This is a genomic window from Verrucosispora sp. TAA-831 (genome assembly GCF_050780145.1).
Lineage (GTDB): Bacteria > Actinomycetota > Actinomycetes > Mycobacteriales > Micromonosporaceae > Micromonospora.
In genome coordinates, this window is the sequence record NZ_CP192240.1 from 6,576,006 (window position 1) to 6,596,918 (window position 20,913).

General features: G+C 66.6%; 13 protein-coding genes and 2 pseudogenes. 8 read left to right on the forward strand and 7 right to left on the reverse strand.

What is annotated here, in order from left to right; all coding sequences use genetic code 11:
* Window positions 1-354: 354 nt before the first annotated feature.
* The 3 genes from ACQVFL_RS29235 to ACQVFL_RS29245 all read right to left on the reverse strand — a co-directional run bounded on the left by ACQVFL_RS29235 (window position 355) and on the right by ACQVFL_RS29245 (window position 2,570).
* Entirely contained in the window at window positions 355-1,074 is a 720-nt protein-coding gene (locus tag ACQVFL_RS29235) for a GNAT family N-acetyltransferase (RefSeq protein WP_431728045.1), read from the reverse strand.
* Between the two features lie 201 nt (window positions 1,075-1,275).
* Entirely contained in the window at window positions 1,276-1,719 is a 444-nt protein-coding gene (locus ACQVFL_RS29240; RefSeq protein WP_431728046.1) for a hypothetical protein, read from the reverse strand.
* Window positions 1,720-2,219: 500 nt separating this feature from the next.
* On the reverse strand, window positions 2,220-2,570 hold the full coding sequence (locus ACQVFL_RS29245) for an Lsr2 family protein (RefSeq protein ID WP_396699728.1): 351 nt from the start codon (window positions 2,568-2,570) through the stop codon (window positions 2,220-2,222).
* A gap of 324 nt (window positions 2,571-2,894) precedes the next feature.
* Between ACQVFL_RS29245 and ACQVFL_RS29250 the strand changes: the two genes are divergently transcribed.
* The 8 genes and pseudogenes from ACQVFL_RS29250 (at window position 2,895) to ACQVFL_RS29285 (ending at window position 10,327) form a co-directional block, all read left to right on the forward strand.
* A complete protein-coding gene (locus ACQVFL_RS29250; protein ID WP_431728047.1) occupies window positions 2,895-3,800 on the forward strand; it encodes an ABC transporter ATP-binding protein in 906 nt (301 codons plus the stop codon).
* Window positions 3,800-4,561, forward strand: a complete 762-nt coding sequence (locus ACQVFL_RS29255) for an ABC transporter permease (RefSeq protein ID WP_431728048.1) — start codon at window positions 3,800-3,802, stop codon at window positions 4,559-4,561. Before ACQVFL_RS29250 ends, ACQVFL_RS29255 begins: the two co-directional genes overlap by 1 nt.
* Window positions 4,562-4,580: 19 nt before the next feature.
* Complete coding sequence (locus ACQVFL_RS29260; RefSeq protein WP_431728049.1) at window positions 4,581-5,798, forward strand: sensor histidine kinase; 1,218 nt, start codon at window positions 4,581-4,583, stop codon at window positions 5,796-5,798.
* On the forward strand, window positions 5,795-6,415 hold the full coding sequence (locus tag ACQVFL_RS29265) for a response regulator (RefSeq protein ID WP_431728050.1): 621 nt from the start codon (window positions 5,795-5,797) through the stop codon (window positions 6,413-6,415). The genes ACQVFL_RS29260 and ACQVFL_RS29265 overlap by 4 nt, the downstream gene beginning before the upstream one ends.
* Before the next feature lie 164 nt (window positions 6,416-6,579).
* Window positions 6,580-6,816: pseudogene (locus ACQVFL_RS29270) on the forward strand (transcriptional regulator); the annotation flags it as partial.
* Between the two features lie 184 nt (window positions 6,817-7,000).
* Window positions 7,001-7,606, forward strand: coding sequence for a class I SAM-dependent methyltransferase (locus tag ACQVFL_RS29275; protein ID WP_431728051.1), 606 nt, complete (start codon window positions 7,001-7,003; stop codon window positions 7,604-7,606).
* Window positions 7,607-7,955: 349 nt separating this feature from the next.
* A complete protein-coding gene (locus ACQVFL_RS29280) occupies window positions 7,956-8,744 on the forward strand; it encodes a helix-turn-helix domain-containing protein (RefSeq protein WP_431728052.1) in 789 nt (262 codons plus the stop codon).
* The gene (locus ACQVFL_RS29285; protein ID WP_431728053.1) at window positions 8,741-10,327 is read left to right on the forward strand and encodes a hypothetical protein; all 1,587 of its coding nucleotides are present in this window, start codon (window positions 8,741-8,743) and stop codon (window positions 10,325-10,327) included. The genes ACQVFL_RS29280 and ACQVFL_RS29285 overlap by 4 nt, the downstream gene beginning before the upstream one ends.
* A gap of 47 nt (window positions 10,328-10,374) precedes the next feature.
* On the opposite strand, the gene ACQVFL_RS29290 is transcribed toward ACQVFL_RS29285, so the two are convergent.
* The 4 genes and pseudogenes from ACQVFL_RS29290 to ACQVFL_RS29305 all read right to left on the reverse strand — a co-directional run bounded on the left by ACQVFL_RS29290 (window position 10,375) and on the right by ACQVFL_RS29305 (window position 20,858).
* A complete protein-coding gene (locus tag ACQVFL_RS29290; RefSeq protein WP_387264367.1) occupies window positions 10,375-10,713 on the reverse strand; it encodes a hypothetical protein in 339 nt (112 codons plus the stop codon).
* A gap of 291 nt (window positions 10,714-11,004) precedes the next feature.
* Complete coding sequence (locus ACQVFL_RS29295; protein ID WP_431728054.1) at window positions 11,005-11,793, reverse strand: NAD-dependent epimerase/dehydratase family protein; 789 nt, start codon at window positions 11,791-11,793, stop codon at window positions 11,005-11,007.
* A gap of 887 nt (window positions 11,794-12,680) precedes the next feature.
* Window positions 12,681-13,508 (reverse strand): annotated as a pseudogene (locus ACQVFL_RS29300) (IS5 family transposase).
* Between the two features lie 588 nt (window positions 13,509-14,096).
* Window positions 14,097-20,858, reverse strand: a complete 6,762-nt coding sequence (locus tag ACQVFL_RS29305) for a polymorphic toxin-type HINT domain-containing protein (RefSeq protein WP_431728055.1) — start codon at window positions 20,856-20,858, stop codon at window positions 14,097-14,099.
* Window positions 20,859-20,913: the final 55 nt, after the last annotated feature.

A 20,913-nucleotide genomic window follows, 5' to 3' on the forward strand; every position in this document is an offset into this window, starting at 1 on the left:
TACGGACCGGCGGGGAGCCGCTGTACATGCGAGTGGCGCGCCTGGCCGCGTACGACTGGAACGAGCACGCCAACTGCCGTGTGCTGGTCGGTGGTACCCACCCCGAACAGGTCGGCGAGGTACGACGGATCGCTGCGCACTTGCCGATACTCGTCGCTGGTGTGGGGCATCAGGGCGGTCCTGTCGGACACATCATCCGGGCCGGTCTACACCAGGGCGGGCGGGTCGATCATCAGCTCGTCCCGATCGATCATCGAGGCCGACCCCGGCCCCGGGTTCGCGCAGGGGACTCGGGCAGGCGGTGAGCGGCCCATTCGGGGATGGCGGACGGACAGCCCGTGGAGTCTTGGTGGTTCAGGGGTTGACGGCATGTTCGATGAACTGGCCGCAGGGACGGAAGCCCAGCCGGCGGTAGACGGGCTCGCCGTCGGCCGACGCCTGCAGGACCGCGATGCGGTGGTCTCGGTCACGGGCCGCGCGGAGGGCCGCGAGCGTGATGGCGCCGCCGTAGCCGCGCCGACGGTGGGCGGCCAGGGTGGAGATGTTGTAGATGCCGGCGACTCCCGCGTGGTGGAACACTTCGGCGGAGCAGACCGCACGATTCGCCACGTAGCCCACCAGGTACCGGGCCGGGCAGGTCGCGGCCAGTGCCCGCGCGGCAGCCCGGGCGAAGAAGCCGCGGACGGTTTCGGCGGGCGGGTCCCAGTTCGCGGCAAGGACCGTGGCGTAGTCGGCGAGCTGCTCGGCCGTGGTCACCCTCCGGATGTCCAGTCCCGGAACGGCGGGGGGCGGCAGGCTCTTGTCCAGTTCGACCCACATCGCCGTCTCGCGTTCGGACACCGGCAGACCAGCCGCCGCCAGGCGGGCGGTGAGGTCCGCCGGTGTCGAGGCAGGCCCAACCCACCAGGAGAAACGGCGACCGGTACGGGCCAGTGCCCCGACGGTCTCGGTGATGCGGGCCGCAGCGGTGGCGGCGGTGAAGCGGGCCGCGGCGACGATGTTGAACGTGTCGTCGTCCAGACCACTGTCCGCGACCAGGAGGTCACCGGTCTCCGTGACGGTCGCGCCAGCCATACTCCGGTGCAGGTGACAGGCGTGTTCCGCGAGGTTCCGTTCCATCCTGTCCGTCAGGTCGGCTTCGCCAAGAGACTGGTTATTCATACCGACTGATCCCAGCATGACCGGACGGAGATCGCACGCCATTTCGGGCAGCGTCTCGCCTACGACCAGCACTTCCGATACACGACCCAGCCGCGCCCGGCCAGTGGCTTCGGATCAGGTCCGCTTGCGGCTCGCGATCTCATCAGCGAGCTGCTGCACGCGGGCGGGGTCCGCGTCCCGGGCGAGGGCGACGTAGTGGTCCATGACGGCCGGCCGGTAGCGCACGGGCATCGTCTGCCCTGGGGCGAGTCGGGTGAGCTCGGTGATCGTGAGGTCTTCGTCTGCGATCCCGCGGAACGAGACGCCGTCAGCGGTCTCCACGTCGAGCATCAGGACCACGCGGGGACTGCCGTCGCTGCTGACCTCCCGCCAATCGACGAGAACGCCGAGCGCAAGCGCCCCCGTACGCAGTTCCGCATTGCGCTTCCGTGCATCTCTGCTCAGGAGCGGGTTCGGTGCGATGCCCGGGAAGTCGGGCCCGACACCGAGCGATTCCCGACTCAGGTCGGGCCTGAGCTGCGCCACCAGATCGTTGAGCTTCTTCTTCCAACCGAACATCCTGACACCCCTCTCACACCGGTGCCGGCATCTCGGCCTGGCCCTTCGCCCTCACCGCGATCATACGTCGCCAGCCATTCCGTCCGGCCTCGGCGTTCCGTCGGCTTCGGGGGCATCCACTCGATCCCACGGCCACCGGGCATTCGAGAGCACCTTGAGAACGCCATACGGGGCCAGAGTTCCAGCGAGAACGCTCAACCTCTGTCAGACACTCACCAGCCGCGCGCACTCACGAAACGAGCGTGGTGGCTGCCGATCACGCTGGGAGTCTCCGAATCCACAGGATCGTGAACCTTGTGGACACAACTCGACGACCTCGACTGGATTCGGCCGCCACCGATCGCGAGTGGGCGTGCCGGCACCGACGGGAAGCTCGGCGACCGAACGTGTCGGTGAATCGCGTACGGCATCATGTGCGTGTGGCGGCCCAGCTCAGCACCGCCGTCACATGGCCCCGACCGCGGGGCGGTCGGGGCGCGGGCAGGGGTGGTTCGGGTGGTTCACCTGCCGGCCTTCGCGTGGTATTCGTCCACGATTTCCTGCGGGATTCGTCCTCGGTCGGAGATGTCCTTGCCGGCCTTCCTGGCCCATGCCCGGATTGCCTTGCTCTGCTCACGATCGGTGCCGACGGTGCCGTGGCCGCGAGCGGCGCGGCCAACGACTACCACTCCACCTCGGCCGACCCTCGTGCCGCGGGTGACGTAGGGGGAGAGCAGTTCGCGCAGCTTGTCGGCGTTGCCGCTCGACAGGTCGATCTCGTACTGCACGCCGTCGAGAGCGAACTTGACGGTCTCCTCGGCGTCTCCGCCGTCCAGGTCATCGATCAACTTCTGAATGATCTGCTTCGCCACGGTACGGCACATTCCTTTCGAACAGGATGGTCCTACGAACGTAGAGACACGATATCCTGCACAGCGTTTGCCGCATCAAATAAATGGACACAGCGGGCTTTGTATTGACCGGACGGGTCTCCCGGAAACTGCTCGCCGACCTGCCACGCGCCCTGGACTCGGGTAGGCGAATGGTGACCCTACGACCTGCCCGGATGCTCACAGAAGTCGCCCGGTCCCGACGCGCGCCCGCTCGGCGTCAACCGATTGGTTGATCCGAGGGTCGACCGACCCCGGTGCCGGCTGGGTGATCCGGCATCCAGCGCCGACGGTGAGGCTGCCGCTATGGGGATCATCGAGGTGACGAACCTCCACAAGCGGTACGGGAACACGGTCGCTGTCGAAGATGTGTCGTTCGTGGTCGAGGCGGGCGAGATCTTCGGGATTCTCGGTCCGAACGGCGCCGGCAAGACGACCACGGTCGAGTGTGTCAGCGGTCTGCGTACCCCCGATCGTGGCGAGATCACGGTGCTCGGCCTCGATCCACGGCGGGACCGGGCTGAGTTGCGGGAACGAGTCGGGGTCCAGTTGCAGGGGCACCAACTGCCGGACAAGCAGACGGTGGCCGAGGCTATGAATCTGTACCGATCGTTCTACCGCGCGCCGGCGGATGGGGCGCGGCTGCTGGAGATGCTGGGACTCGCCGAGAAACGCCATACCCAGTACCGGAGGCTCTCCGGTGGGCAGCAGCAGCGGCTGTCGATCGCGCTGGCCCTGGTGGGTAGTCCCGCCGTCGCGGTGCTGGACGAGCTCACCACCGGGCTCGACCCACAAGCCCGGCGCGACACCTGGGATCTGGTCGACGAGGTACGCGACTCCGGCGTGACGATCGTTCTCGTCACGCACTTCATGGATGAGGCGGAGCGGCTCTGTGACCGTCTCGCGCTGATCGACTCCGGGCGCGTGGTCGCCCTCGACACGCCTGCCGGCCTGGTCGCGCGCGCTGCCGCCGAGCAGCGGGTGCGGTTCCGGCCGTCGACCCCGCTGGTGGAGCGGCTGCTGACCGATCTGCCGGAGGTGACCGGCGTGCAGCGCCACGGGCAGCAGGTGGTGGTGACCGGCACCGGAAACCTGCTACAGGCTGTCACCTCGGTCCTGGTCCAGCAGCGCGTCATCGCCCAGGAACTCCGGGTCGAGCAGGCCAGCCTGGACGACGCCTTCGTCACCCTCACTCGAAAGAAGTTGTCATAATGTCTGCCCTGTACAAACTCACTGTTGCCGAGGCGAAGCTGTTCCTGCGGGAGCCGATGGCGGTCGTCTTCGGGGTGCTGTTCCCGACCGCGATCCTGCTCGGGCTCGGCCTCGTCCCCGCAATGCGGGCGCCGTCGGAGGAGTTCGGCGGGGTGCGTTTCGTAGAACTCTGGGCACCGAGCGCACTCGTGCTCGGGCTCGGCATCGTCGGGCTGCAGCACATCCCGGCGGTGGTGGCCACCTATCGGGAGCGGGGCATCCTGCGGCGGATGTCCACCACGCCGGTCCACCCCGGCACGGTGCTGGCGGCGCAGCTCATCGTCGCCCTCGCCGCTGCGGTCACGGCGGCGACCCTGCTGGTCGTCTCGGCCCGGCTGGTGCTCGACGTGCCTCTGCCTCGGCACCCGTTCCGGTTCGCGGTCGCGTTCCTGCTCGGTTTCGGCGCGGTACTGGCGATCGGCATGCTGATCGCTGCGGTCGCGCCCACCTCCCGGGCCGCCACCGGTCTGGCGACCGTCGTCTACATGGTGACGATGTTCGCTGGAGGGGTCTTCCTGCCCCGCTTCCTGCTGCCGGATTTCCTGAGGCGGCTGGGCGACTACACCCCACCCGGCGCGCAGTCGCTCCTGCTCGGCTGGTCGGGTGATGCGGTGGCGGGGGCCGGCACGGCGGCGTCGCCGCTGCTCCTGCAACTCGGGATAATGGCGCTGTTCGCGGTCGTGGCCGGTGCTGCGGCAGCGAAGCTGTTCCGCTGGGAATGAGCCGAAGGTGCGAGCTTCGATGAGCGGTGACGCCGGTCCCGAGTGGGACCGCTGGTACGAGAAGCTGCTCGTCCTGGTGCCCTGGCTGCTACTCCCCTGCTCGACAGCGATCGCCATGGCCCAGCCCAGCCAGACCTGGCACGACCGCGCGATCACCCTAGGACTGGTGGGGACGGCGGCCGGGTGGGTGTATCTGGGACACACCCGAGTGCCGCGCGAACGCCGCAAGCAGACCCGGCCGATGCTGGTCTACTTCGCCGGACTGCTCGCGCTCTGCGTCGCACTGATGGCGCGCGACGCGGTCTTCCTGCTCTTCGCCATCACCGGGTTCCTGCACGCGTACCAGCTACGGCCGTGGCCGTTGGGGGTGGCCGGTGTGTTCGGCACCTCGGTCGCCATCAACACCATGGCGTCCGACGCGCCAGCCGCGACGGTGCAGTCACTCGGCACCTATCTGGGAGTGATCGTGGTGCAGACCGCGGCGATCAGCGCCGGCATCGTGCTGGCCGAGAAAAGCGCCGAGCAGCACGAACGACGCCAGCAGATGGTCGCCCGGCTGGAGGCGGCGCTGGAGGAGAACGCCGGGCTGCACGCCCAGTTGCTGGCCCAGGCCCGCGAAGCCGGCGTGCTGGACGAGCGGCATCGGATGGCCGGCGAGATCCACGACTCGCTGGCGCAGGGCCTGACCGGCATCATCACCCAGATGCAGGCAGCCCAGCGTGTCTGGCACTCGCCGCCACAGGCGCGTGAGCACGTCGACCGGGCGTTGGCCCTGGCCCGGGACGGCCTGGACGAGGCCCGCCGGTCGGTTCAGGCGTTACGGCCGCGCCAACTGGAGGCGGCCCACCTGCCAGACGCCCTCGGCGACCTGGCCCGGCGATGGGAAGACGACACCGGCATCACGGTACGGTTCGAGATCACCGGCGAACAGGTCGCGCTGAGCCCGGCCATCGATGTCACCCTGTTCCGGGTCGCGCAGGAAGCGCTGCACAACGTGGTCCGACACGCCCGCGCATCCCGGGTGGGACTGACCCTCTCCTACCTGACCGACGTGGTCCTACTCGACGTCCGTGACGACGGGCGGGGCATGAACGGTGGCTCGGCTCAGGGGTTCGGCCTCAGGAGCATGATGCAGCGGGTCCGGAGCGTGGGAGGTGTGGTGGAGATCGAGAGCGCCCCTGGCGAGGGCTCGGCGATCAGCGTACGGGTGCCGGCGATCCCGATGGCGGCACCATGATCCGCATCTTGATCGTCGACGACCATCCGATCGTTCGTAACGGGCTCCGGGGAGCCTTCGCGGACCTGCCCGACGTCGAGGTCGCCGGCGAGGCCGCCAACGGTCGGGAGGCGGTGGCCGAAGCGGTGCGGCTGGACGTCGACGTGGTGCTGATGGATCTGCGGATGCCCGAGATGAACGGCGTGCAGGCCATCGCCGCTCTCGCCCAGACCGCACCGTCCATACACGTGCTGGTGCTCACCACCTTCGACAGCGAGACCGACGTGCTGCCGGCGGTCGAGGCCGGCGCCACCGGTTACCTGCTCAAGGACACACCACCCGAGGACCTGATCCGCGCCGTCCGCGCCGCCCACCGCGGCGAATCCGTCCTCGCGCCGTCGGCCGCGAGTCAACTCATGGGCCGGGTCCGCAAACCGACCGGGTTGGCGCTGAGCAACCGAGAACTGGAGGTACTCCAACTGGTCGCCGACGGCGCCTCCAACCGGGAGGCGGCCAGACTCCTGTTCGTCAGCGAAGCAAGCATCAAGACCCACCTGCAGCACGTCTACGACAAGCTCGGCGTCCGAGACCGGGCCGCCGCCGTCGGCGAGGGCTACCGGCGCGGCCTGCTGCGATAGCCGAGCAGTTCGCCGACGAACTGGCCGGTGACCGCCATCCGGCCGATCTCTTCGGTGGACTTCAGCTCGATCACAACTGCCTCCCTCCCCCCCATGCGGTATTTCTATACCGGCATTCTTATACCACCCGAGGTTGGGGCGCTCCGCAGGGACACCGTGCTGGCATGGTTCGCCAACCCCTCACCCCCACACAGATCGCCGCAGGCCAGCACCTCGGAACCGCCCTGCCCGGCCGCAGCCTCGTCGAGGTGGCCCTGGCGGCCGGCATCTTCCCCGAGACGCTGCGCAAGATCGAGGCGGGCCGGCTACCCGTACCGGCGACCGGCACGGTGGTCTGTCCCCGCCAGGCCCTCGACGCCCCCCTCGCCGACCTGGCCGACACGCCCGTCCGCCAGGCGTCCTCGTGCCGTGGCCACGAACCTTCACGGTGTTGGGTCAGGCTGCGGTGGGGGCTATGCGTCGGAGGTTATGTAGGCGGCGAGGATGTAGCTGGGGTGTCGATCGAGGTTCTGCGGGCTCGTCCTCCGCGCAGGCTGCCGTACTCAACCGTGCTGGAGCATGGTGCGCCAGGTCTAAAGTGTCGCCGTGCGCAACCAACCGGTACGCGATGCCTATTCGTCGATGTCAGGGCAGTACATCGCGCTGTTCGGTGGTGGCTGGCAGGTCCCCGACGACGCGGCGCTCATCCGGGGCCACCTCGCCGGTCTGGACGGCAGGGTGCTCGATCTCGGTTGCGGCCCCGGTCACTGGACCGCCTACCTGCATTCGCTCGGCGCCGACGTGACCGGCATCGACCTGGTCCGTGAGTTCATCGACCACGCCCGAGCGAACTTTCCCGGGCCGGAGTTCCGGCTCGGCTCGATGACCGAACTGGACGTCCCCGACCACTCGGTGGCCGGCATCCTCTCCTGGTATTCGACAATTCATCTGCCGCCCCAGGAACTGGACCACGTGCTCACCGAGTTCCGCCGAATGCTGACCCCGTCCGGGAGGTTGGTGATTGGGTTCTTCGACAGCGACGACGAGGTGGCCGAGTTCGACCACAAGGTCCTCACTGCGTACCGCTGGCCGGTGGACGAGTTCTCCGCACGCCTGACGAAGGCCGGCTTCACCGAACTTCAGCGCCTGCGGCAGCAGTTCCCGGACCGCCCGGACCGCAGGTACGCGGCCATCGCGGCAAGCGCCACCTGAGCCCGCTGCGCAGAATCCACCATCCGAAGGACACATTCGGCCTGACCGGTCTCGATCATCGTTAAGGCCGAGACACGAGTCGAACCGACGGGATAACCGGCAGTCACGGACGACAGGCCAACGCGAGATTCGCGACCGGCATCACGTGCACTCAACTCGGCACGGCCGAGCGTTCGATCTACCCAGCCGCCGGTCACCTAGCGTAACGATCGGATTGCGGCATGAGCGGGCACGTGATCACGCGTGCCATGTCCGCCAGGCTCTGTCGGCCACGGCGTGACTGAACAGCCTTTGAAGATCGATATCCGCGACTATACTACGGGCGTGACGGACTACCTCGCATCGATTTATGCCCCGGCCTGAGAGGCCGCTTCGCGCAGATGACGGTCCGATTGCCGAGTTCGCGCAGGAACTGAGAGACTTGCGGGAGAAGGCGGGGTCACCGAAGTACCTGCTGATGGCGCGGCGGACGGGCCGGTCGCGCACAGCGTTGGCCGAGGCTGCAGGCGGTGACCATCTGCCCAGCTGGGACACCGTCAAGGCGTTCGTCGAGGCATGCGGTGCCGATCCACTGGAGTGGTTGCCGAGGTGGGAACGCGCGCGAGAGACGATCCGCGAGCATCGGGCAAGCCCTGTTGCCGCGCCGGCCGGACCGCAGCCGCCCACGCCACCACAGGAGTCCGCCGACGACGTGGCTATTCTGCTGCGGCTTTGGCAGGAGCAACGGGATCAGGCGCGCCAGAGTGAGAACCATCGCGCGATCCTCAGCATCACGATCGCACTGATCTGTGCCGTCACGGGTTTCGCCAGCGTCGGCGTGGGACCCGTACCGGTGCAGGTGTCGCTCGCCCTTGTCGTTGTGACGCTCGCGTTCGTCGGAGCGATGAGTAGCCACAAGTACTACGAGCGGCATCAGATGCATATGAACGAGGCACGCCGGCTCCGCCAGCAGCTCGACCAGCTGCGTCCACACCTGCGTATCGAAACCACATGGATCAGTTCCCGCACCGAGCATGCGGCCCGTTATCCGCGGGTGTACCGGCTGCGGCTACATCATCTCTGGGTGATCGTTCACCTGGTGCTTGCCCTCGTGGGTGCCGTGCTACTGGCTCGCGTCGTCCTGCTGAGGCAGCCATGACGGACCCCGATTCGCTGTTCGATCCGCTGCTGACCGTTGACATCTCGCGGTTCGAGGTGCAACCGCTGTTCCTCGGTGTGTTCTTTGGTGCGTTCGGCATCGACACCCGCGCCAAGCTTGGGGCCATCTCGGCGACGTTCGATGTGGGCCGCGACCTGCTCGCTCCGCTGATGGTCAAGGCCGCCATCGACATCCTGCCCTACCTGCAGGACACCGTAAATCGGGATCCGCGAACCCGAATCATATTCGCCGGGCGAGACTCGTTCAGTCTCGGCTATGTCGTCAGCGCGATCGACCCGCACTTCAGCGCCGCCCATTGTCGCAGCCTGTACCTTACCCGGGCAATCGTGGACGATGCGCTGGCCGACCTGGAGCGGCAGGGTCAATCGTTCGCGGAGATCGAGACATTCCGCAAGCGCCGACCAGGCACACCCAGCAGCAGGGCGTGGCAGCGCCTGCAGGGGTACCTGCAAGCCAGCGACTTGCAGGTGGAGTCGGCTCCCGGGCCGGTCGTCATCGTGGACACCGGCTACAAGGGCAGCATCCAGGAAATGCTGGCCGCACTGCACCCGGGCGTGCGATTCACCGGCCACTACGTCTTCTACTCAGCGGCCCTGGACGATCCGCACCCGGGGACCAAACGTGGTCACGTCTTCGACGCAGGCACGGGACCGGCCCGCGGTGGCCACGCCCTGCGGGGCGACCTACCGCTGGATCCGTCCCTGACGTTCGCCCATCACGAAGCGATCGTCGCCGTGGAGGAGCTCCTGCAGGGTAGCCAGCTCAGCCCTACTGCCATGGACCCCACAGGGCGTCCACGACTGCGTCGGGCCAGACGGACCAGCAGCCCGTACGAAGGGCTGAACCCGGCGCTGATCGGCGAGGAGTTCACTGATCCAGTCTTCCGCGAGGGTGTGCTCGCGTTCAACGTCTTTGCGGTCAGCCGCCTGGCCCGCCGGATTGCCAGCCACGTCGACCTATCCGCGAAGGGGTGGTATCAAACCGCCAGCGCCAGTGCCTGGTATCACGAACTGGCGGTCCAAGTGGAACGGCTCCGCGACAACCTGCGGCTGTGGATCTCCCGTGATCCGGGCGGAGCGATGGACCCAGTCCTACGCCGCATGCTCGATGGCTTCGTCCACCGCTCCGACCGGCATCTGATCCGTAAGCTCGACGAGCAGATCTGTGAGATGCCTCCCGAGCGGCAGGCACAGATCTGGGCCGCCTTCGACCGCTGTTCCACCATCGAAGCCAAGAGCCGCTTCGCTGTTGACGACGCCGGGGACGAGCACATCGAGCTACCGCCAGTCCTGCTCCAACGAGATCGTGCGGTCACCACGCTGCAGGCGGGCGCTCCAGGATTGACGACTGGTGAAGCACATCGGATCGCCATTGCGCTGGCCGACGACGCCAACGCCGTCGAGCTTGCCGGCGCGACGCTCGCAAAGGCCTCGTTGTCAGTGGACGCGTACCTCGACGCGTACCACGCTCGTGCCGACGAGGTCCTTGACTCCGACATCCGCGTCGTGAGTCGGCTCGCCCTGATCGTCGCGCGAGACCTCGCCGGACGCTTCGGTCTGTGACGATCGCATGGTGGCCGCACTGGAACCGCGCGGCCACCACGCACCGATCAGCGAGCCTCGATGATGATGTTGGTGACGTGACTCCAGCCCGGGCAGGATGAGTACTGGGTGTGCGTCCCGCTCGGCCAGCTCCACCAACCCGAGTTGGTCGAGCCCGTGGCCCAGCACCAGGTCACGACGCGCCAGTCGCCGCTGCCGGTGCAGGTACCCCACGCCGTGTTCGCGTTGTTGTAGCCCTTGGTGCACTGCGTGGGGTCGACCGCGAGGGCCGGGGCGGCGAGGCCTACGGCGCCGATAGCCGTGCCAAGGGCTGCGGCGACGAGCATCGAGCCGACCCGCCGCACAGGCCGCCTCGTGCGGCCGGCTGGCTTGATCTTGACGTTCATAGTGTCTCCTCGGCTTCGGAGGCGCAGCGCGCCTGCTACAGCCGGTTCTACCGACACTGCCAACCGTCGCCGGCTGGCGACGGTTTACTCCGCCAAGCGGCGTTCTACAAGGTCACAAGCGGTCCACGCTCGCCCTCCTCACAGGCGGCCATCACTGTCGGCAAAGCCGCCGTAGCAAACCGATCGGCTGGATTCACCATCATTAACGCCCCGACGCATCCAAGATCAGATGCACGCTCATCGGCATGAGAGTGCACCCTTGAATCATGCCTGGATGGGCTTCAGGGCTGTTCAGGTCATGTGGAGGATCCTTTGGCGTATCCGAGCAGGATGTGAGGATGTTTCGGTGAGGTCGTCCGGTACCTGGCCGGCATAGGTGGCGGCGTCGTCGAGCGGCTCGTAGCCCAGCTCTGTTCGGGCGCGGTCGTTGCGCCAGGTCGGGAAGGAGTTTGCGGAGACACCGTGGTAGATGCCATACCGCACCTCGGCGGTCAGGGCTGCGGTGACGAGGCGAACCAGGTCCGGTCCGCTGAGCCAGCCCGGTAGCCAACTGCGTGCCGGCGGCTGGTCCAGCACACCACCGAGGCGCAGGCACACGACGCGCAGGCGATGCACGTCGGCGTACAGCCGGCCGACGTTCTCGGCGAGCACCTTCAACGCACCGTAGGTGCAGCAGGGATACGGCGGCATGTCCTCGCCGATCTCGGTCTGGCCGGCATCGACGTGACCACCCATGGCGTGCAACGAGCTGGCAAGCACCACGCGCGGTACGCCCGCCGCAACGGCGGCGTCCAGGACGTTCACCACCGCCGTGGCATTCGGATCACACAACTGCTGCCACGGCTGATCGGGATCCGCATCGGCCGCGAGATGGACGACCGCGTCGACCCCCGCGCAGACCCGACGGGCAAAGCCGGCGTCACACAGGTCCCCCACGACCGCCCCCGGAAAAGGCCTCCGGTCAGTCAGGCGAAGGGTGTACGCAGCCCCCAGACCCGACAGCAGCAAACGAGCAACGCCCCCAGCCGCACCCGTGACCAGAACAATCGGCCGCCCGCCCGACGCCGCCCGCCGCGTCACCACATCGCCCCTCTACAGCAAGCCGAAAGAGCAGGTCCCGCCGTGCCATCCCGCCGTCCCCACGGCGGCGGGGACAGAACGACGCCGCCCCTGCTCGCCCTGTTCGTACCGTCGCAAACTCCCCAGCGCCACCGAATTCCTTTCCGGCCGCGGCTCCGCAGCCCGGACGGTGACCAACTCGGCAGATCCGGATGTCACCAGGGCTCGACGAGATCATCGTCGTTGGTGACGGCCCCCGGCCCACCACCTCGCACCACAATGCGAAACCACGCCCTCACCCCACCCCATCCTCCACGCATTCGATGAAATTTTCGTGGATTGATTGAGGAAGGTGAAAGTTCGGCATCGTCAAGCTCGCGCGGACCCGACCGGACGCCCCCGGACAGTCCGACACGCAGGGGATGCTCGTCGTACGAGCAGCCACCGAGCAGCCAACCGTCCCTCATGGACAGAAACAGACAAGGCCCTGACCGCCGTAATGGCAGGTCAGAGCCTTGTCGATCTTGTGCGCCCGAAGGGACTCGAACCCCTAACCTTCTGATCCGTAGTGCAAAGCCACGAGCACATACCTTCACGACCAGCACCCAACCGAAACTCGTCCGGCCACGAGCCCGAGAGTCCGCCCCGTCCGGTTGAGTTCTTGCAGGTATAGGTGGTGGCGACCCAGTCAATTCATGCTTGTCGATTAAAGGGCAGGTCCCTAGCCTCGGGTCGGGTCCGCACGGGTAGCGGTTCCTCCGCGTCAGTTCCCCGACGTCCGAGCAGCCACCGAACAGCCACCGATAGCCGAAGTTCGTCCCAGTAGCACCACCTCTCTCACAGCTGAGATCAGAGTCCTAAGAGGACGTTTGATCCACGTATTTGTGTGTGTTGTGGTTTTAGGGTTCTCACCAGGTTGGGGTGGTTTCGGTGGTGAGGCGTTTGGCGAGGTTGTCGATCATGGCGAGGGTGATCATGCTGGCGGAGTTGTCGGGTCGGGTTTCGTAGTCGCGGACGAGTCGGCGATGGTGCATGAGCCAGCCGATGGTGCGTTCGACGACCCATCTGCGTTTGACCACGCTGAAGCCTTTGATCTGTGGGTCTTTGGTGACGGTCTCGACGTCGACGCCGAGGTGGGCGCCGTGTTCGACGACGCGGTTCTTGAAGCCGGCGTCGACCCAGGTCTTGGTCAGGGTGGGGTAGGTGGTGGTGGCCTGGTCGAGCAGGTTCATGCCGATGGTGTTGTCGCTGGCGCTGGCGGCGGTGACGATGACGGCGAGGAGCAGGCCGAGGGTGTCGGTGATGATGCCGCGTTTGCGGCCGACGATCTACTTCCCGGCGTCGGTGCCCTGTGTGGACAGTGGCACGTTGGTGGAGGTCTTCACGCTCTGGCTGTCCATGATAAAGGCGGTGGGTGCGGTGGGGCGGCCGTGGTGGTCGCGGACGAGGCCGGTGAGGTGGTAGTTGAGTTCGGTGAAGATGCCTTCTTTGCTCCAGGCGGCGAAGTAGCCGTAGACGGTGGCGTGGGGTGGGAAGTCGTGGGGTAGGTAGCGCCAGGCGATGCCGGTGCGGTTGACGTAGAGGATGGCGTTGAAGATGTCGCGCAGGTCGTGGGTGGCGGTGCGTCCGCTGACGCCGGCGTCGGTGCGGGCCTGTCGCCACGCGGTCAGGCGGGGTGCGATCAGGGCCCAGCGGGCGTCGGACAGGTCGGACGGGTAGGGGCGCCGTTCGGTCATGTAGCAGGCGTACGGTGTCAGGGCCCCGGTGCGGCGGACGTCATGTCCGTCGATGCGGGGTCGAAAGTGAACCAGACACGATCCTGGGGTGAAATCCGCTGAACTCGGTCAGGTCCGTGTCCGTCGATATGGCCTCTTTATGGATCGGGTCGGACATCTCGCGCTACCGAAGTCGAGGCGCGAATCAGCTCTTACCGGCCCGAAGATGAAGCAAACGTCCAGTCAGGACTCCACCTCTCACGTGCGGTTCAGGCTTAAGTGGCGCTCACCCGATAGCTTTCCATCAGATCAATTAGCAGGTCAGTGAGCTCAACCTCAAATTCGGCAGGCAGTTGGCCGAGACCGATACTTCCACTGAGCACTTCAGGCACCTTTGTCGACGCGATTATATAGGACCAGTGAAGACTTGACTCGCGACTTATAAGCCGCGCCGACACGTACTCGCGGAATCCTGCTAGAGGTACGTGGTCGAAGGCAGCGTTGTAGCCCTCCACAAAGGCGACAGCCGTAGCGAAACGGTCGTCTTGCAGATACATTCGGCGCCGCACCCTGAGGTGAAAGCACAGATCCCGCATGTTCATGGTTCAATCACCCCGTCCGCGTGAACTTCAAAAACTCGCCATACCGCCACTGCGCTCGATAGGAATCAATAGACATTCCGCCTCGGCCCGTAAAGCCATCATATACCCTACCGTCTTTGACCACCGCGTAGTGGTGGGTCCACCTGCCATTAGGGTCATGCTTCGAAGGGCCAAGCGAAGGAGCGCCGTAGGCATCTTCGATGCGGTGAATATCTCCACCGATCTGTTCCTTGATCTTCTTGGCGCATGCATGGCAATTATCCATGGTCGGCACCGGCCATCCATCAGAACCCACCTTGCAGCCAGTTTGGGCGTTGTGCACCAGGACCGGCCTGTCGCCTGCAAGCACGTAGTACGTGTGGACGCCCTCGACGGTTAGGTTGTGGACAGAATCGTGCTGGTTCCAAATGCGTAGGCCGGCGATCTGGACAAAGGTGCCATCAGAAGTCTTTAGTAGGTCGCTTGGGCGTAGGTCTTTGGCGTCGACCCACCTCCGGAGCTTCTCGACCCAGAACGGATGGTTACCGGTAGCGACGATTTCGTCAGTATTTTCTGCTTGCGGGCCGACGGCGACAGAGATCTCGACAAGTTCCTTCGGTCCTTGGCTGTTGATGACGTGCGTTACCAGTCGTTTTCCTGTCTCCCCGCTTTCAGGATCAGCAGCGAGCACGAGATCGCCCACCCTCACGTCCTCGATCGGCTTCGTGGAGCCGTCCGCCATCAGGACGTGGGTGCCACCTATGAAGCTGTTGGAGCCCTGGCAGCCGGATAGTTTCGCCTTGTATCCGGCCCGGCCGCCCGCCCCAGCCATGCTGCCTCGTGCGCCCGGCGCTGCTCCACCGCCGCTATCGAATAGTCCTTCGGCCAGCATGTTGATGAGAATGTTGTCATTGGTGATCGCGATCCGGACTGAGTGACCACATTCTCCGCTGCTGCAGATGCTGTATAGGGCATTTACTGCCTCTTGGTCAGACGATAAGTCGTCGCAAACCAGGACAGTCCCGCAGTAGAAGTTCTGGTCACACTGTGATCCGCTGGCGCCACACCATTCGCCGAGCAACTTGGCAACCTTTGTGCCACTTATGCCAGGCGGCACCGGGTAGGTGTTGACGTACACCTTTCCGTCGTCTTCGATGGTCACCTTGTAGTTCGGGGTATTCACCACGACGATGGGCGGGCGCGGGGCGGTTGTGTTTCTGGTCTTCGGGGTGTAGTCGACGACCTTGTGGACGCCCCGTTTGGGGCTCATATCGCGGACATGGCCTTCGTTGTCGCCGATGGCGTAGAGGCCGCTGGGGTCGCTGAAGGTGATGGGGTTGTTGTTGGCGTAGGAGTAGCCGTGCCATTGCTGTGGCTGGGCCATGTCCTGGATAGGGTCGACGGATATGAACCGGCCAACGGCGGGATCGTAGTGGCGTGCGCCGAGTCGGGTCAGTCCGGTGGGTTCGGAGTCGCCGTTGACGAAGCCTTTGAGGTTCGGCCAGGTCGGTTGGGTGCCACGTGGTTCGCCGTAGGGAGTTTGGCGGCGCGTGGTGGAGACCTGGGTTACGGCGTCGATGGCGTGGCTCTGGGTGCCCTGGTGGTCCTCGGCGAGCCAGGTGAGACCGCTGGCCGTGCGGGAGGCGATGGTTCGGCCTGCGTGCGTGTAGTAGCGGGTACAGGTGTTGGCGCTGGTGGCGTTGGTGTAGCGGATCTCCTGGCCGGGGAGGTAAAGGGTGGCGCCAGTGGGATCACGGCGGATGATGCGGTTGCCGTCGGCGTCGTAGATGTACCGGGTTTGGCCTGTGGTATCGGTGGCGGTCTCGAGAAGCCCTTCCTCGTCCCAGGTCAGGGTTTGGGTCCCGGATGCGGCGGGTCGGGTGAGGGTGTCACCGGTCGCGTTGTAGGTGTAGGTGCCGGTCATCGCCCCGGTGGTGGAGGTCAGCGCGTGGGGCCGGGGCGAGCCGGCGGCCGGGTACTGGTAGTCGGTGGTGCTGACGCCGGTGATGGTGTGGACGTTGTGCTTCTTCCGGTTACCGACGGCGTCGAAGGTCCACGAGTGCCAGTAGGGTGCAGGTCCGCCGAGGTTGGCAGCATTGCGAGTGGCGTTGCAGTCGCCTGACGCCGGAGTCCAGGCGTGGGTGAGTCGACGCAGGTGGTCGTAGGTGAAGCACTGGGTGTCGTCCACCGGGTCGGGTGCCCTGTCGGCGATCTTGGTGATGTTGCCGGCGGGGTCGTAGGTGTAGCGGGTGTCGGCGAGGGTGTGGGGGGCGACGCTGTCGCGGACGGTTTGCAGGCCGGTGAGTCGCCCGGTCTCGAGTTCGCGGGTGAAGCGCTGCCAGACGTGACCGCCACTACCGGTGTGCAGGTCGTACTCGTCGAGTTGGCCGAGGGCGTTGTAGATGGTCTCGTCGACATAGCTGGTGGTGGTGCTGTCGGTCTGCGTCTGCAGTGTCGTGGGCAGGCCCAGGTCGGTGTAGCTGTACAGGAGCGTCTCGGCCCCGAGGTCGGACCGGGTGGAGGGCAGGCCGACAGAGGCGAGCGAGCCGTCCGGATTCCAGGTGTTGGTGTAGTTGTAGGTGCCCGCGAGGCCAGTCTCGGAGGCGGGGATGACGTACTGCGTGCCGGTCGGCTGGTACGTGTCGGTGTAGCCGGTGACCTTCAGGTGGTAGTTGGCCCCGCCGGGGAGGACCCGAATGGACTCGGTCAGGTGGCCCTTGGCGAGGGTGTCGTAGACCCACTGGGCGCGCACGGTGCCGCCGGCCTGGTTGTCGAAGGCGAAGCGTTTGCGGTTGAGTCCGTCGTACACATAGGCGATCTTCTTCTGCCGGGCGTCGGTGGTGGTGGTCACCCGGCCTGCGTTGTCGTAGGTGAGGGTGGTGGTGCCTCGGTCGGGGTCCTCCGTCGTTGTCTGGCGTCCGCGCAGGTCGTAGGTGTATCTCCACCTGTTGCCGGCCGGGTCCGTGATGCTCTCGGCCTGACCCTTGCGGTTGTAGGCGTAAGTGGTGGTGTCCCAGCTGCCAGGGGTGTTGGGGGTGGGCGTGGCGCCGTGGTACTGCCGTAGCTGCGTGACGCGGTCGCGGGCGTCGGTGACGGTGGAGGTCGCGGTCCCGCCGCTGGCCGCGGTGGTGTCGGTGGGTGGAGTGACGTCGGTGCGGTCGCCGGCGTAGTAGGTCCTGGTCCGCCAACGCTCCACGTCATATGGCTGGAACACGGAGGCGATGACCCTGCCCGCGCCGTCGTAGTCGGTCCGCGTCTGCGTGGGCACGAGGGCCCGTTCGGTGGCCGTGACCAGTGATCCGCCGGCGCTTCCGGTCGTGTGGTAAGCGCCGAAGACCTTCTTTTCTCGGCCGGCCGAGTCGTAGAACGCCTCGGTCAGCAGTCGCCCTCCGGACGGGGACGGTGCTTGAGTTTGACGGGGGCGCAGCAGACCGTCGTAGAGGGCGTAGGAGGTCACGTAGCCGCCGGTGGCGTTGAGCCGGGAGGTGGCGACGTAGCTGACGGCGGTGTTCTGGATGCGGTAGTCCATGGCCACGCTGGCCGGGTCGGTGTTCTTGATGCGGTCGGGGAGCCATACCTTGGTGATCCGGCCCAGGCCGTCGAAGGCCAGATCGGTGCGCTTGTCGTTGGCGTCGACACTGCTGGTGACCGAGCCCCAAGCCGGTGAGACCGTCGTGGTGGTCGCGTGTTGCATCGCGTTGGTGATCTTGACGGAGGTGACCGGTCCGCCGGTGACGGGGGTGTAGTCGGTCCGGGTCTCGTAGTTCATCGCGTCCCGCGACGAGGTGATGCGGCCGTGGGCGTCGTAGCCGGCCTGGCCGGTGGTGGTGAACGTGGGGGTGCCGCCGTTCCAGGTAGCCATCTCCTCCGTCCGGGTGGCCAGCCCACGGGTGGGGGCGGTACCGAAGGCGTTGCCGTCGTAGGAGGTGCGGGTCTCCCCGATGACCTGACTCTCGGTGAGAGTGCCCCCGGTGTCGGCGCATTTGACGGCGTAGGTCTGCGTTCGGTGGGGGCGGTCCATGAGCCAGTCGGTGTCGTTGCGGGGCGCATAGCTGATCTTGGTGCATTGTTCGTCGCCGTCGACGCCGTCGTGGCCGTGGTCGTCGACGGCGGTGGCCATGCCGTAGGCGTCGTAGCTGGTGGTCGTGCGGGTGGCGCGCTCACCGCGCCCGGCATCGAGGGTGGTGTGGGAGCGGACGGTGGCGATCCTGGTAAATCGAGCGGTGACGGTGTCGCCGTTGATGGTGCGGGTGGCGGTGGCACCGGAGGCCCAGGGTTCGTTGGTCACCCTGGACACGACCTGGCCGCCGGGGCCGTTGAGGTTCTTCTGTTCCCGGACCATGCCGGCGTAGTAGTCGTGGTCGGTGATGCCGTCGATCGTGACGGTGCGACGGTCGGTAGGAGTGGTGGACGCTCTGTCCCCGTGCATGCCCTGGAAGTAGCGGGTCTCGGTGGTGGACTGCTCGCCAGGGTCTCCGACAGTGACTTCGACTCGGCCGTAGCCGCGCCAGTCGGACCAGGTCTTGCTCTTCTTGTCGATGATGCCGTCGTCGTCGTTGTAGTGCCAGGCGGCGTCGAAGTACTTGTAGGAGTAGATGACGCGAGGGCTGCCTTGAGGCGGGGCGCCACCGGTGTTGTCCGCTTCGTAGATCGTGGTGACGACGTACTTGTGGAACCAGTCGGTGACCGGCGAGCCTTCGCCTTCGGGTTCCCAGATGACCGGGTAGCAGCGGCGTTTGTTGGTCGCCGGAGTGGGTTTGGGCTGGCCGGCGGCGCAGTCGGGTTCGGAGTAGGTGACGCTGATGGTGCCGCCGGTCTCGGTGCGGATGCGGGCGATCCGCAGCCAGTTCATCGCCGGCGAGTGGTCACCGGTCGCGTCGACCCGGTTGGCCTTCTGCACTTCGGTGAACTCGATGTCCGGCACGGTGCTGGTGGTGCCGACGAGCCCCGCGTGGGAGATCTTCTCCAGCCAGAGGCCGGCTCGGGTGCCGTCGCCGGGGTCCGGGAAGCTGTGGGTGAAGGTCCACCGCTCGACGTTGTCGTAGCCGCTGCCGTTGCGGACCTGGGTGGTGATGCTGGCCAGTCGCTTGGTCGACCAGAAGGTGATCGAGTGGTTGTCGGTGCAGGGTGCTGCGGTGCATTCGCTGTCCCATGGGGTGTCGGGCCAGGTGGTTGCGTTGTGGGTGGTGCAGTTGCTCTTGCATCGGTCGGCGACGGTGAATTCGACTCGCATCGGAGCTGGTGTGGCGAAGATCGAGTCGACGTTGTTGGTGTTGCGGGTGCCGTACTCGATCTTGTTGAGCCAGCCGCCTCGGTCGTAGCGGGCGGCGTCGCTGGCGGTCAGGTTGCGGCCGTAGCGGTTGGTTTCCTTGCTGTACCAGTAGGAGATCGAGTTGCCGTTCAGGTCGACGACGTAGTCGAGGTTCCAGCGCCATGCCTGGTTATCGCCGCCGCAGTGTGAGGCGGCGAAGGTGGTGGCGTGGCAGGGTTCGTTCGGGTGGTTGCCGAAGACGGGGGCAGTCCACGTCGAGTTGGTCACCGGTTTGTCGGACGTCCAGCCGGGGAGGCGGTTCCGGCCGAACCAGTATTCGATGCCGTTGGTGGTGGTGACTACCCAGTGTTCGCCGTTGTTGTCGCCGTTGGTGGCGCCGGTCTCGCGTCGGATGTGGGTGCCGTCGTCGGATCGCAGGTGCCACCGCTGCTCGCTGGCGTTGTAGATGAGTTCGCCGGAGTGCCCGCCCAGTGACAGCACGGCGTTGTCGGTCGCCCAGCACAGGTCGCCGGTCTTGGTGGTGTTGTTGGCGCCGCCGTCCATGTCCTTGGCGCAGGCGCGGTAGCGTCGTTCGATGTATCCGCCGGGCCAGGCTTCGAAGCCCTCGCCCATCCAGGACGGCTGGTTGTTGCTCGCGGCGTGCCGGCCGTCGACCGATTGGGCGGAGTAGCCCAGTGCGAGCTGCGGAGTGAGGTCCCCTGGTGCCGGGGGCACCCTCATGGGGTAGGACCAGGTGAAGTCTCCACTGTTGCCGCCCGCAGACCAGGTCGACGAGCCCTGTAGCGGGGTGGCGCTGTAGTCGCCGGCGGGGCCGGATGCTCCCGCCGACACGGCGAACAGTGACGTCTCCGCGCCGACGGGCACGTCAGCGGCGACCGTGCGTGTCCTCAGGTTGTTCGTGGACGGCAGCGGGGTCGTCGCGCACTGTTTCCTTTCCGGGGTGACCAGTGCGCATTCGGGCACGGCGGCGATTCGGAGCCGGGAGGCCCAGTCGGCGCCGTAGGCGGTGGCGAACGACCCGTAGTCGATGCTGAGGTTCAACTTTCCGGTGCTCGCGTCGCTGGCGGCGGCCCGTAGCAGGACACCCGTGACTCTGCTCCTGGCCGTGGTCGCTCGGTCCAGGACCTCGAGGTCGATGTGTCGGGGTGGCGCGCCGAGTCGTCGCATGGTGGAGCCGTTCGCGGTTGCCGCCCGGACGGGAAGGCCGCCGGGTTTGCCGAGGACTGCTCCGCCTTCGGCGGCCACCGCGATGCGGGCGGTGCCGGCGGATGGCCAGACCGGTGCGGGTTTCTCACCGGCCCGATTCAGCCGCGCCGCAGCGGTGTCCACCGGTGCGACCTCCGTGACGGGCACGGCGGGTACCGGTGTGATGGGTGGCTTGGTGAAGGCGGCGGCGCCTGCGGCCTGCTCCGGTACCTGCAGCAGGCCGGCAGCCATCACGACGGCGGCCGCGGCGGCGATGACCCGCCGGAAGGCTCGGGAGTGGGTGGGCGCGACGGTGGGGCGGTTCGGCGTCACCGGGTGACCTCCGGAAGTGTCCGAGGGACGACAGGGCAGATGGTGTGAGCCGGTG

Coding starts and splice junctions, on each gene's coding strand:
- ACQVFL_RS29280 (WP_431728052.1), top strand. CDS start 7,956: ATGCCCCGGCCTGAGAGGCCGCTTCGCGCAGATGACGGTCCGATTGCC.
- ACQVFL_RS29290 (WP_387264367.1), bottom strand. CDS start 10,713: ATGAACGTCAAGATCAAGCCAGCCGGCCGCACGAGGCGGCCTGTGCGG.
- ACQVFL_RS29285 (WP_431728053.1), top strand. CDS start 8,741: ATGACGGACCCCGATTCGCTGTTCGATCCGCTGCTGACCGTTGACATC.
- ACQVFL_RS29250 (WP_431728047.1), top strand. CDS start 2,895: ATGGGGATCATCGAGGTGACGAACCTCCACAAGCGGTACGGGAACACG.
- ACQVFL_RS29255 (WP_431728048.1), top strand. CDS start 3,800: ATGTCTGCCCTGTACAAACTCACTGTTGCCGAGGCGAAGCTGTTCCTG.
- ACQVFL_RS29235 (WP_431728045.1), bottom strand. CDS start 1,074: ATGGCTGGCGCGACCGTCACGGAGACCGGTGACCTCCTGGTCGCGGAC.
- ACQVFL_RS29265 (WP_431728050.1), top strand. CDS start 5,795: ATGATCCGCATCTTGATCGTCGACGACCATCCGATCGTTCGTAACGGG.
- ACQVFL_RS29240 (WP_431728046.1), bottom strand. CDS start 1,719: ATGTTCGGTTGGAAGAAGAAGCTCAACGATCTGGTGGCGCAGCTCAGG.
- ACQVFL_RS29260 (WP_431728049.1), top strand. CDS start 4,581: ATGAGCGGTGACGCCGGTCCCGAGTGGGACCGCTGGTACGAGAAGCTG.